This window comes from Paenibacillus sp. JT31N17, from assembly GCF_056269255.1.
Map to the genome: position 1 here is coordinate 62,168 of NZ_JBWDNP010000014.1, position 12,745 is coordinate 74,912.

At 52.1% G+C, this 12,745-nt stretch carries 10 protein-coding genes; 4 read left to right on the forward strand and 6 right to left on the reverse strand.

Features of this window, described 5'->3' with window-relative positions; translation table 11 throughout:
• Positions 1-72: 72 nt before the first annotated feature.
• Together AC0YOB_RS29960 and AC0YOB_RS29965 are read left to right on the forward strand one after the other, a co-directional pair.
• Positions 73-1,923 carry an LTA synthase family protein gene (locus AC0YOB_RS29960; RefSeq protein ID WP_475795992.1) on the forward strand — a complete coding sequence of 617 codons (1,851 nt, stop codon included), beginning with the start codon at positions 73-75 and terminating at the stop codon, positions 1,921-1,923.
• A 153-nt stretch (positions 1,924-2,076) separates the two neighbouring features.
• A complete protein-coding gene (locus AC0YOB_RS29965) occupies positions 2,077-2,703 on the forward strand; it encodes a C40 family peptidase (RefSeq protein WP_475795904.1) in 627 nt (208 codons plus the stop codon).
• Between the two features lie 38 nt (positions 2,704-2,741).
• Here the strand turns inward: AC0YOB_RS29965 and AC0YOB_RS29970 are convergent, their stop codons facing one another.
• Positions 2,742-3,479, reverse strand: a complete 738-nt coding sequence (locus AC0YOB_RS29970; protein ID WP_475795905.1) for a DUF1906 domain-containing protein — start codon at positions 3,477-3,479, stop codon at positions 2,742-2,744.
• Between the two features lie 371 nt (positions 3,480-3,850).
• On the opposite strand from AC0YOB_RS29970, the gene AC0YOB_RS29975 reads away from it, so the two are divergent.
• A complete protein-coding gene (locus AC0YOB_RS29975) occupies positions 3,851-5,287 on the forward strand; it encodes a SpoVR family protein (RefSeq protein ID WP_475795906.1) in 1,437 nt (478 codons plus the stop codon).
• A 168-nt stretch (positions 5,288-5,455) separates the two neighbouring features.
• Positions 5,456-5,797 (forward strand): hypothetical protein, encoded by a 342-nt coding sequence (locus tag AC0YOB_RS29980; RefSeq protein ID WP_475795907.1) that lies wholly within the window; start codon positions 5,456-5,458, stop codon positions 5,795-5,797.
• A 184-nt stretch (positions 5,798-5,981) separates the two neighbouring features.
• Here the strand turns inward: AC0YOB_RS29980 and AC0YOB_RS29985 are convergent, their stop codons facing one another.
• The 5 genes from AC0YOB_RS29985 to AC0YOB_RS30005 form a co-directional block, all read right to left on the reverse strand.
• On the reverse strand, positions 5,982-6,851 hold the full coding sequence (locus AC0YOB_RS29985) for a transglutaminase family protein (protein ID WP_475795908.1): 870 nt from the start codon (positions 6,849-6,851) through the stop codon (positions 5,982-5,984).
• Entirely contained in the window at positions 6,848-7,852 is a 1,005-nt protein-coding gene (locus AC0YOB_RS29990) for an alpha-E domain-containing protein (RefSeq protein WP_210038478.1), read from the reverse strand. The genes AC0YOB_RS29985 and AC0YOB_RS29990 overlap by 4 nt, the downstream gene beginning before the upstream one ends.
• Positions 7,853-7,886: 34 nt before the next feature.
• Positions 7,887-9,344: a circularly permuted type 2 ATP-grasp protein gene (locus AC0YOB_RS29995; RefSeq protein ID WP_475795909.1), complete on the reverse strand. Its 1,458-nt coding sequence runs from the start codon at positions 9,342-9,344 to the stop codon at positions 7,887-7,889.
• Between the two features lie 182 nt (positions 9,345-9,526).
• Positions 9,527-10,540, reverse strand: coding sequence for a protoglobin domain-containing protein (locus AC0YOB_RS30000; protein ID WP_475795910.1), 1,014 nt, complete (start codon positions 10,538-10,540; stop codon positions 9,527-9,529).
• A 211-nt stretch (positions 10,541-10,751) separates the two neighbouring features.
• Entirely contained in the window at positions 10,752-12,647 is a 1,896-nt protein-coding gene (locus tag AC0YOB_RS30005) for a PrkA family serine protein kinase (RefSeq protein ID WP_475795911.1), read from the reverse strand.
• Between the last annotated feature and the right edge of the window lie 98 nt (positions 12,648-12,745).

The following is a 12,745-nucleotide window of genomic DNA, read 5'->3' on the forward strand; positions in this document are numbered from 1 at the left end:
TTTACACATCCCGTTAACTCTAAAAATCTGCCCGCACCGGCACTGAAAGGAAGGTAGCTCACAGTGTCTTTCATGCACCCTGCGCGTTTGCTGCGCATGAGACCATTTTTTTTCTTCACTCTATTATTGCTAGTTAAAAGCGCCCTCGCCTATTTCGTCATATTTGACGGCGGCCTTTCCTGGACCATGCTCGTAACGGAAATCCCTTTCTTCTGGCTTTTGTTCTGTCTGATTGAACTATTCGCCACCAAACGCAAACTCGGCCTTTATCTGGCCGCTAATTTATTCGTCACCGCCATCATCTTTGCGGTCATCATGTATTACAAATATTACGGCGTTATCGTAACCTATCACGCGCTGGAGCAAGTAAATCAGGTAACGGCAGTCAAAAACAGCGTATTCTCCTTGCTTGATCCCTATTATCTATTGATATTCCTGGATGTCATTGTCCTGGGCTTTGTAATCTTCCGCAAGCAGACGGGTCTGCACTGGAAGAGAATCAGCATGAGGAAAGCCAACCGGAAAGTGGTAACCGCTCTGCTCGTCTTTTCTCTCGTGCTCTGCTTCTTCAGTATTTATCCCAATCGCGCAAGCATGAATGAGATCGTAAAAGCGGAAGACATGGGGATTCTGAATTACGAGCTCTATACCCTGTTCAAGAACAACAACGAAGATCTGATCCATCCGGACGAAATCTCGCAGGGTACCATTAATACACTCAAGAACATCAGCGAGCCTGCGGAGCCTAAATATTGGAATGCCGCCGCCGGCAAGAACCTGATCGTCCTGCAGCTGGAGGCTTTTCAAAACTTCCTGATCGGGCTTAAGATTGACGGCCAGGAAATAACGCCGAATATGAACAAGCTCGCCAAGGAAAATTTTTACTTCTCCCACTTTTTCCAGCAGGTAGGTCAAGGCAATACCTCGGATGCCGAATTCGTTGTCAATACCTCATTTTATATTCCGCCGCAGGGCGCCGCTACGCAGGTATATGCCGGCAAGGTGCTGCCGAGTCTGCCGCGCCTGATGGGCAAGAACGGCTACAAAACAGCGACCTTCCATACCAATGTGGTGGAATTCTGGAACCGCAGCGGCCTGTACAAGGCGCTTGGCTTTGACAAGTATTATGATCAGGAATTTTTCGGAACGGATGATACGGTCTTTTTCGGTCCCGCTGATGAGGTATTGTACAGAAAAACCGCCGAAGAGCTTGACCGGATGGATCGCGAAGGCGAACCGCCTTTCTACTCTCAGGTGATTTCCATGACAGCTCATCACCCGTTCACCATCCCCGAGCGTAAATATAAAATGAAACTGCCTGAACGTTATGAGGGAACATTCGTCGGGGATTATATCCGCGCACAAAACTATGCCGATTTTGCCATCGGGTTGTTTATTGACGATCTCAAGAAACGGGGAATCTGGGATAACAGCATGCTCGTCGTATATGGCGACCATCTTGGACTGCCGATCTATTCCCTGCACCGCGACGATAAGGATTTGATGAAAGAGATTTACGGTCATGAATACGGTTATGCGGACATGATGAACATACCGCTTATCATCGCATCCCCTGGAATTACAACGCCTCAGGAATTCAAGCAAACCGGAGCTCAGGTCGATGTTCTTCCTACCGTCACCAATCTGCTTGGCGTGTCGCTCGAGGATCATATTCATTTTGGACAGGATCTGCTCAATCAGACCTCCAACCTGCTGCCGCAGCGTTACTATCTGCCATCAGGCTCCCTGATCACGGACAACGCGATGTTCCTGCCGGGCACCGGCTTCGAGGACGGCTCCAATTATCCGCTGCCGGGACTTGGTCAGCAGGATTCTGCAGCCACCTCCGATCAGTTTGACCGGGCGCTGGAGCTGCTCCTGCTCTCGGACAGTTATGTCAGTCAGCTTCCCAATCTGGAATAATGCACTTATTCGTCGTCCTCCATTAACAGACGCCGGCCTCTGGTCGGCGTCTGTTTTTTTCCGGAATAATGAATGATGAATTTACCAATATTAAAAAAGAATTTCCCAATACCGTTTGAATGGGATGGGATCCTTACATGACGGAGGTTCGGCATGAACACAATCAACGGCTTTCACTATTCCCTCAGGAAAGTGAGAAAAGCCGTCCTATTAGCTGCAGCCGCCAGCCTTACAGCGGGTACGGCGGCATTATTCTGCCCGGAACCGGGGCAATTGGCCCGGGCTGCAGAAGTTTATAGCCCAGCAGGCGGTGAGCAGGCCAATAATCATCTGCACGACGGGGCGAGGTCCACAGATGGAAAAGACAAGATCGCAGCAGCCAGGGCAACCTATCGGTCGTCCGCCTCTATCAAGCAGGCGCTGGTGAAGGATGCCTTTAATTATCTGGAAACCCCCTATGTATGGGGCGGCACCAGGCCTTCTGTCGGATTTGACTGCTCGGGATTTGTATACTTTATGCTGAACAAATTCGGCATTTCGCAGCGGCGAACGACCGCCTCAGAGCTGTACAGACAGGGCTGGGCGGTAAACAGATCCATGCTCCGCCAGGGAGACCTCGTTTTCTTCCGGAGCCTGACAACGGGGGCCATCAACCATGTCGGCTTCTATTTGGGCGGCGATTCCTTTATCTCCGCAACCAGCTCACGCGGCATATATGTACAGCGGCTTGGCAGTTCTTATTGGGCTCCCCGTTATGCAGGCGCACGAAGGCTGTATTAAGTAAGAGGGCAGTCCCGCTGACTGCCCTGTCTTTTCCCCTATTCCGTCGGCATTCCTGCCGACTTGCGGATTTCATTAGCCAGACGTTGAAACTCCGCTTTATCTGTTTTGGTTTTTGCGACAAACCATCCCGCCGACAAGAAACTGATAATTTTCTCTGCATCCGCCTTTGTCATCCCGGGCTCTTCCTCCTTTCTGGTCGACCACCAGCCCTCATTGCCAAACGAATCATTCAGATCGAGCAGTACTCCTGCGACGGTAACGCCGTTCCGGTATTGATAAAGATTGGCGTGCGCGCTCTGCTCGCCCCGGCTCCATGCATACGTCTGCCAGAAATGCTCGCAAACACCGCGCCTGGCCATCTCCTCCACAACGGCATAAGAGCCGTATACTCCGGATTTATAGCCGGTTATTTGAGCGGCCGCAGCGCGGAGATACTCCTCGATCGACCGGTAAGCAGCGGGCTGCGCATCATAATCGACAGCAAAGTAAATCGCGCTTCCCTGCGGTTGGCCAATTAGTTTGGCCTGCCTCAGTGCTGCCTCACCGTCTGTTCTACCCGCAGCCTCGCCGCTGGCAGCCCTGCTCGCCGTCGTCTCGAATACAGATACAATTTGCATGCCTGCTCCGGTGATGGCTTCCGCCTCCGCCCGGGTCAGCCGTTTCCATGCCAAATTCTCCGGCACCAGATATCTGGCCGCAAACATCATCCCCGCATTCGCCAGCGCTTTGGCCTGCGCCGCTGTAAGCGGGATCGCACAATCAAATCCTTTCATCCTCGACTATTCACCTCCTGTGCACATTCGCTTAGAGGCACCGTCAAATTAACGGCCTGTATTATTAAATGATGCCAGCTTGGCATACGACCCCGGCAAGTGCTCATTTTAACCGTTTTCCAATCTTGAAGCAGCAGAAAGCGCCACAAAAAACCTAGACAGCCTATAGAGAGCTATTTTTAACGCTAGTTCTTTATAGAACGGCCTGCCTATGACAGGACAGCTGCATTTCAGAGCGAACTGCGGCTCACCGTCCCTTTCCCCGCATAACAACGCACGCTCCCCCATATATATAGTTATGAACCGATCTTTAATCTTTCTATTTTTATCCTCAATTTCAAAAAAAATTGCTTGGCATGGGGGAGTGACATTTGCGGCAGGATGAGATAAAAGCGCTGGAGCGGGCCATTGAAGAAATAACCGAAATCGCTCAAGGGTTCGGTCTTGACTTCTATCCGATGCGGTACGAGATTTGCCCGGCTGACATTATATACACCTTCGGTGCGTATGGAATGCCAACCCGCTTCAATCACTGGAGCTTTGGCAAGACGTTCCACCGGATGAAGACCCAGTATGACTTTGGTTTAAGTAAAATATATGAATTAGTCATTAATTCCAATCCTTGTTACGCTTTCCTGCTGGACGGCAATTCGCTTATCCAGAATAAGCTGATTGTAGCCCATGTGCTGGCCCACTGCGATTTCTTCAAAAACAATTCGCGCTTTGGCGGCTCCAACCGCAATATGGTGGAGAGCATGTCCGCTACGGCCGACCGCGTCAGCCAGTACGAGATGGAATACGGAACACCGGCGGTGGAGAAATTTATCGATGCGGTTCTGGCGATCCAGGAGCATATCGACCCTACGCTGATCAAGCCCTATCAGCTTGACAAAACCCGCTACATCGAGCTGCTTAACAAGGAGAAACCGAATACCTATACGCCCCAATACGGATATGAGGATTTATGGTCGCTCGATGACAAGCCCGCCGATGCGGATTCCCAGCAGGAGGAGCCGGAGACCAAGCGGTTCCCGCCCAAGCCGGAGAAGGACCTCCTCTGGTTCATTGAGGAATACTCCCCTGGCCTGAAGGATTGGCAGCGCGATATTATGTCGATGCTGCGCGACGAGATGCTTTATTTCTGGCCGCAAATCGAAACCAAGATCATGAATGAAGGCTGGGCCTCCTACTGGCATCAGCGCATTATCCGCGAGCTTGACCTGACGAGCGACGAGACAATCGAATTTGCCCAGCTCAATTCCTCTGTGGTCCAGCCTTCCCGGAACAGCCTGAATCCTTATTATCTGGGACTGAAAATTTTCGAGGATATCGAGCGGAGATGGGATGCCCCGACGAAGGAAGAGCAGGAACGCTATGGACGCAAGCCCGGTACAGGACGGGAAAAAATGTTCGAGGTGCGGGAGAATGATTCCGATATATCCTTCCTCCGCAACTACTTGACCAAAAAGCTGGTCGAGGATCTCGATCTATATGTATTCGAGAAGAAAGGCGCGGAATGGAAGATTACCGATAAAACATGGGAAACCATCCGCGAGCAGCTCGTCTATTCCCGGGTTAACGGAGGCTTCCCCAGCATTATTGTCTCGGATGGAAATTTCAATCGAAACGGCGAATTGTATCTGAATCATCAATATGAAGGCGTGGAGCTGGATCTGAAATATGTGGAACGCACCCTGCCGCATGTCGTCCAGCTATGGGGCAAATCCGTCCATTTGGAGACTGTTGTAGAGGATAAGCCGATTGTGTTCAGCTGCGACGGGAAGAAAACAAGCCGGAAGTTTCTTTGAATCCATTGAATGCCCTTGAGGCAAGCCCAATTTGAAGGATTTAAATACATTTCACAACAAAAGTGTTTCAATGCGGTAGAGCTGAGGTTATGGTATACCTAAATAGGGGAGCCACAGCCCGAGTGTTTCAAGAGGGAGGTTCTCCCCGGAACGATGAGGTGAATGACCATGATGATTGTGCTTATTGTCGTTGGTGTCGCGCTGATTTTGTTCCTGGCTGCTTTCTTTCTCAGATCCAACCGGTGGAAAACGATTCAATCGGCGTCAGGCGATTCCGCAAATGAACTTCAGGAGAAGCATGCTTATCTGAATAATGAAGGCTTCCGCGTCAGAATTCGCACCGACGACGGGCAGTCGAATCCGGGCATCCCCAGCGTCAACGCAGGAGAGGGCGGATACAGAAGAGGCCTCACCAAGCTCCAGGTGCATGAGGAAGACATGAAAAAAGCTGCCGAAGCGCTGGATCGTTTTGAGCGTGATCGTGTCCTGAGACAAACGCCGATCATGTAAAGCTTGCCGACGCAATGATTCATAAAGTCAATAAAGCCGCGAACATCGAGGGTTCGCGGCTTTATTGCATCCAGACAAAGGAAAATCAGCGCTAAAAGGAAACATCAAATAAGAGCAGGTGTCGCTTCACATCGCGATTACCTGCTCTTATACTGACAACGCGGGCAAGGCTGCGCCGGCGGAGTTAATCATCGATTTTCACCACGTCCACCGTAACCTTCAGCTCCGCCTGACTGGAGCCGCGGTAAACCCCTTTGACGGGGACAATGTCCTTGTAATCTCTGCCATGGCCCATCTTCACATAGCGCTCGCCCACCAGCGATTCATTGGTCGGATCAAAGCCGCACCAGCCAAGACCCGGCGCATACGCCTCTACCCATGCATGCGAAGCCTGCTCGAAATCAGCGCTCCCTCCCTGCAAATCCGATACAAAATGGTAGCCGCTCACATATCTTGCAGGCACTCCTCTTGCACGGCAGGCGGCAATCATCAAGTGGGCAAAATCCTGGCAAACGCCGCGGCGCTTATGAATCATATCGCTTGCGATCGTATTCACATCCGTGGCATAGGGATCGTAGACGAATTCCGTCTGGATGCGCCTGGATATGCCGGAAAGCCAGCCGTGCACGCCTTGCTCTTCTTCAGAGCCCGTTTCTGCAAAAGCAATGACCTCGGGGGTCACTCCCGTATAGTCTGTCGGCAGCAGGTACTCGGAAAACCGGTTCTGCGCCTCATCGCTTGCCAGCCACTCCCATGTCAGCTTGCGGGGCATGCCCTCCTCCTCGGGACCGGGGATGAAGGCTTCTTTGGTTACCACCGTCATCTGAGTGCGGATCCTGAGCTTGCGGTGCGGATCATTGACCGAGAATGCATGCACCCGGTTGCCGAAAAAATCATCATAGCTGAATAATGAAGCGCCCGGCTCGATAGAGATGGAATGCTGATAACAGGACTGCTGTTCATTGGTAAAGGGAGTAAGCCGCAGCTCATTGACACTGTCCGTTACCGGGCTTTTGTAATAATAATCGGTCGTGTGCGAGATGCGTAGCTTCATGCGCTGGCCTCCTCGACTCGAAAAAAGGTGTGCGCGAAGGTTACGCCGAGCTGCTGGGACGACTGCAGCAGATGCCCCGTAGCGCGCCCTTCCTTCTCCAGCGCCAGATCCTCCCGCTCCAGGCATGCAAGCTCGGCCTTCACCTTGCCCACCTGACGGATTATCCGGTCATGCGCCACGCGCATTTTACTCTCCTGAAGCTCAATGCCGCGCAGATGATGATCAAGCTCATGCAGAGCAAAATGCACGGATCGCGGAAACACGGTGCTCAGCACGAGGAATTCCACAATCGCTTCCTGCGAGAGACCATCGGCATAATATCTGCGGAATGCCTGATACCCGCTTACCGAACGAAGCACCGCCTGCAGGAATGGGTACACATCGTAAGTCTCATCGCCGGGGGACGAGGTGCCGTAGCCATTCGCTCCCACCGATTGCAGAATGCGCAGCGTATTCTCGGCACGTTCGAGATAGCGGCCGCATTCCATAAAATGCCACTCATTCTCGCGCGGCATTACGGACTGGCAGATTCCATTGAACAGCGAGGTCCATTCCTTTATTCGCCCGAAGAACTGATGCGGCGATTCCCGGCCCAGATCGCTCTGCTGTTTGTCTCTCAGCCACAGATAGAAGCCGTTGGTTGCATCCCACAGCTCGCTCGGCAGCTTCTCTCTGAGGGTGCGGACGTTGGCTCTGGCGTGGTTGACGCAGGTCACGAGGGAATTGGGATTATCACGGTCAAGCGTCACATAATGCACGACATCGTGCTCGCTGTAAGTCGTGCCGTACTGCTGCTCATAAGCCGCGCGGCTGCCCAGAACATCGACTATGCGCCCCCACTTGCACAGCCTTTGCTCCTTGTCATCCTCATCCGCATCCGGGAAGGACTGCGTCTCTTCCGAAAGAAGGTGGTAGTGGACATCGATCAGCCTCGCATGATTCTCCGCCCGTTCCATATAACGTCCGATCCAAAACAGGGCCTCCGCATTGCGACTCATCATAAGTGCATCCCTCCGTTTACAAATAAATTTACGGCTAACGACTCAACACCCATGTATCCTTGACGCCCCCGCCCTGCGAAGAGTTCACAACCAACGACCCCTCCGTCAGTGCGACTCTGGTCAAACCACCCGGTATCACGTGGGTTTCCTTCCCCATAAGAACGAATGCGCGCAAATCGATATGACGCGGAGTCATCGCCCCGCCAAGCATAACCGGCGCACGGGACAGCTGCATGGTCGTCTGGGCGATATAACGCCCGGGATCCCGCCGGATCGCATCGGCAAAAGCGGCTATCTCCTTCTGGGAGGCAGCCGGACCAATCAACATGCCGTAGCCTCCCGACAGGGAGGTCTCCTTCACAACAAGCTGAGCCAGATTGGCTAAGGCATACTCGCGGTCTTCCTTGCGTGCCAGAATAAAAGTGGGCACATTATTCAGAATCGGCTCTTCTCCCAAATAGTAACGAATCATATCCGGAACATAGGCATATACTGCTTTATCGTCTGCCACACCGGTCCCCGGAGCGTTGGCTATGGCCACATTGCCGGCACGGTAAGCATTCATCAGCCCAGGCACGCCAAGCAGCGAATCAGGCTGAAAAGCAAGCGGATCGAGATACTCGTCATCCAGACGCCGATAAATAACGTCGACCTGCCGCAGTCCGCGAAGATCGCGCAGATAGATTTTGTGATCCTTGTAAACAAGGTCACGCCCCTCTACAAGATGGATCCCCATTTGTTGAGCCAGAAAGGTATGTTCAAAATAAGCCGAATTATAGGCACCTGGCGTCAGAAGCACAATAAGCGGATTGGCTTTGCCAGAAGGAGCAAGACTGCGCAGGGAGCTCAGGAACACATTCAAGCTGCGCTCAATGTCAGCCACCTTGCTCGACAGATATAGATCGGGAAACAGCTCGCTCATCAGACTTCTGCCCTTATACAGGTATGAAAAGCCCGAAGGCGTGCGCAAATTGTCTTCCAGTACAAAATAACGGCCGTTCTCGTCCCGGATCAGGTCGATCCCCGAAGCGGTCATATATACGTTATGCGGAACTTCAAGCCCGGCCATCTCCGGGCGGAAATACGTGTTTCCAATAATCATCTGTCTCGGAATTACCCCGTCACGGACAATCTGCTGTTCATGGTAGATATCACGAAGAAAGCTGTTCAGCGCTTTAACCCGCTGCTTCATCCCCTTCTCGATTGTATCCCATTCATGCTTTGGAATAATACGCGGAATGTAATCAAAAGGAATGGTCCGCTCGAGCGGCTCCGACTGGTTCGGAGAGTAGAGCGTGAACGTAATTCCTTCTTCCAGCATTCTCTGCTGCAGCTTGGTATGTCTGGCAGCGAGCTCAGACGGCTTCATGCGTGTAAACGCCCGGTGTGCGCCGTCATAATGGGGACGGACCAATCCATCGCTCTCGAACATTTCATCGTAAAAGGACTGGGAATCATAAGAATCGAACTGCGATTGAATCGCCATTGACATACTTACCGCCTCCAAAGACCATAAGTGTTACTTTCATGTAAGTATTAGGCCGAAAAACCCTCAAAACCAGAGGATTCACGCTGGTTATCGCTACCTAAATCATACCTAAAGCTTCATTACATGTCAACTTATATAACATAAAAACAAGGCCTTTATAATCAGGCCTTGTTTCCTTGTTAAGACTATTCTGTTGGCTGCGCTTTCAGGCTTTTCAGATCCTCCACGACCTTCTCAATGGTCTGAATGAACGTTGAAAGCTCTTCCGAGCTTTCAGCCTGCGCTTTGGCCTGCAGCGTCGTTTGCTCGGATTCCTGGCGGACATAGACCATTTTGCGTCCGATTTCCTCGAGCCGGTCCTGGATGCTTTCCATCGCTTCACGGGATGAGCCCGCAAGCTTGCGGACTTCGTTTGCCACGACTTCAAAGCCTCTTCCCTGCTCACCGGCACGCGCCGCTTCAATTGCGGCGTTCAAGCCCAGCAGATGGGTTTGATCGGCAATCCCGCGGATCAATGTACCCACCTCGCCGATATTGTTCATATCCTGCTGCAGATCGCTGAGCAGCTCATTGGCATGGTTTTGCGATCCCGCTGTGGAAACTGCCGATTGCGCGATGGATTGCGCGCTTTGGTCAAGCTCGACAATCATGCCGGCCAGCTCCTGAACGGCCTCCGCGACCGACTTCAGCACATGCTCCTGTTTATTGGCCAACAAAACGATTTGCTCTCTTTCCTGCCGCTCATAAGCTTCAAGCACAAGCTGGGAATCGAAATTGAAAATCTTCGACAAAGAATGAATCACGCTCTGCCATTGATCGGGCAGCACCCGGCGGAAAACCTGCGTCGCCATATCCAGATAGATCATATAGGCTCCCAGATACCAGTGCGTCGTCAGTCCGATACGGGAATGGACTGCTCCGATCCTGATCCGGTTCTCCACGAAAGGCTCATCGATCCGTCCGTCGGCAAGCGACATCCAATAGACATGCATCGTTTCCTTCAAGCGGTCAATGGTGCTGAATCGGGCAATAATCGCCGTCAGCTCCGATTCCTGCGTAATCCGGTCATAGAACCGGTCAACGACTTCCGTAACAACCTTGGCGAAAATTTCACGATGCCCGGCAAGCAGTACCAGGTCTTCTTCCTTAATCCCCGTGTAATCGAGCTGCCGGGCTCTTTGGTCCGATAATGTAATCATTTTTCAGCCTTCTTTCCTTATGTTGAGCCATTTATGAATCGATCCCCTCCTCTTATTATCGGATGGTGCCTGCCATGCGCTTAACCTTTTTCGTCTGGCCGGACAAGCGCTGCCTTTCACCATTCCCTGAACCTGTAGGCAGACAAAAACCCGACCGTATAGTCGGGTTTTCTGATCCTCGCCTTATTTCGGCTGTGCAATTCAAGCTCATTTAACGGTTAAGCAGGCTTCCCACATAACGGAGCAATTCATTGGCGCAGACCGGGCAGTAGCCATGCTCGTCAATCAGACGCGTCGTCACCTCATTGATCCGCTTGAGCTGACGCTCATCCGGCGTTTTGGTCGATGTGGTGATCTTGACAACATCCTTCAAATCGGTAAACAGCTTCTTCTCGATCGCCTCGCGCAGACGGTCATGGCTGTTGTAATCGAACTTCTTGCCTTTGCGCGAATAGGAGGAAATCCGGATTAATATCTCCTCGCGGAATGCCTTCTTGGCATTCTCCGAGACCCCGATTTGTTCCTCTATGGAACGCATCAGACGCTCGTCGGGATCCATCTCCTCGCCGGTCAGCGGATCCTTGATTTTGGTCCAATTGCAGTAGGACTCGATATTATCCAGATAGTTCTCAAACAGGGTGTGGGCCGATTCCTCATAGGAATACACAAACGCCTTCTGGATTTCCTTCTTGGCGAGCATATCGTATTCCTTGCGGGCGATGGAGATGAAGTTCAGATACCGTTCCCGCTCCTCTCTCGTGATGGAAGGGTGGTGATCCAGCCCGTCTTTGAGCGCGCGCAGCACATCCAGGGCATTGATGCATTCCAGATCCTGCTTGATAAGCGCGCTGGATATGCGGTTGATGACATACCGGGGATCAATGCCCGTCATGCCCTCTTCCATAAACTCGCTCTGCATCTCCTTGAGATCCGCTTCCTTGTAGCCTTCCACCTCTTCGCCGTCATACATCCGCATTTTCTTCACAAGGTCCATACCCTGCTTTTTCGTCTCCTTGAGACGTGTAAGTATGGAGAAAATAGCGGCGGCTCTGAGCGCATGCGGCGCAATATGGATATGCTTCATATCGCTCTGGCCAATCAGCTTGCTGTAAATCTTCTCCTCTTCCGACACCTTCAGGTTGTAAGGCACCGGCATGACAATCATCCGTGATTGCAAAGCTTCGTTCTTCTTGTTGCTGATAAACGACCGGTACTCCGTCTCGTTCGTATGCGCGATGATCAGCTCATCGGCGGAGATCAAGGCAAAGCGGCCGGCTTTGAAGTTCCCCTCCTGGGTGAGCGAGAGCAAATTCCACAGAAATTTTTCATCGCATTTGAGCATTTCCTGGAACTCCATGATTCCCCGATTGGCTTTATTCAGCTCCCCGTCGAACCTGTAGGCTCTTGGATCCGACTCGGAGCCAAACTCCGTTATCGTGGAAAAATCAATGCTGCCGGTAAGATCGGCAATATCCTGCGACTTGGGATCCGAAGGACTGAAAGTCCCGATACCGACCCGGTTATCCTCGGAGATGAGCACGCGCTCCACTAGCACATTTTCAATATCGCCTTCAAACTCGGTACGCAATCTCATTGTACAGGACGGGCATAAATTCCCTTCAATCCGAACTCCGAGCTCGCTTTCCGCCTCCGCCCGAAGCTCTTGCGGTATAAGATGAAGCGGGTCCTCATGCATCGGGCAGCCCTTGATCGCGTAGACGGCCCCCCGCTCCGTCCTGGAGAACTGCTCGAGTCCTTTCTTGAGCATGGTTACAATCGTCGACTTGCCCCCGCTGACAGGACCCATGAGCAGCAGAATCCGTTTGCGAACATCAAGCCGTCTGGCCGCGGAATGAAAATACTCTTCAACCAACTGCTCCACTGACCGGTCCAGCCCGAAGATTTCCTGCTCGAAAAATTTGTATTTCTTGCGGCCGTTGTCCTCCACCACCCCATATGATTCAATCATTTCGTAGACACGAGCATGCGCTGTCATAGCAGGTGCCGGATTCTGCTTCAGCAGCTCAATGTATTCCTTAAACGTTCCGGTCCATGCCAGCTTTTCACTCTCCGCCTTGTACGCCGATATACGTTTCAAAATATCCATGCCGTACCTCCTCTCGTCCATCCCGGGATGCTGCCTGCCATTATTTCGACCACGGGGTGACCATCTATCCGTTGTTCCCACTGACCGGCAATTTGTTG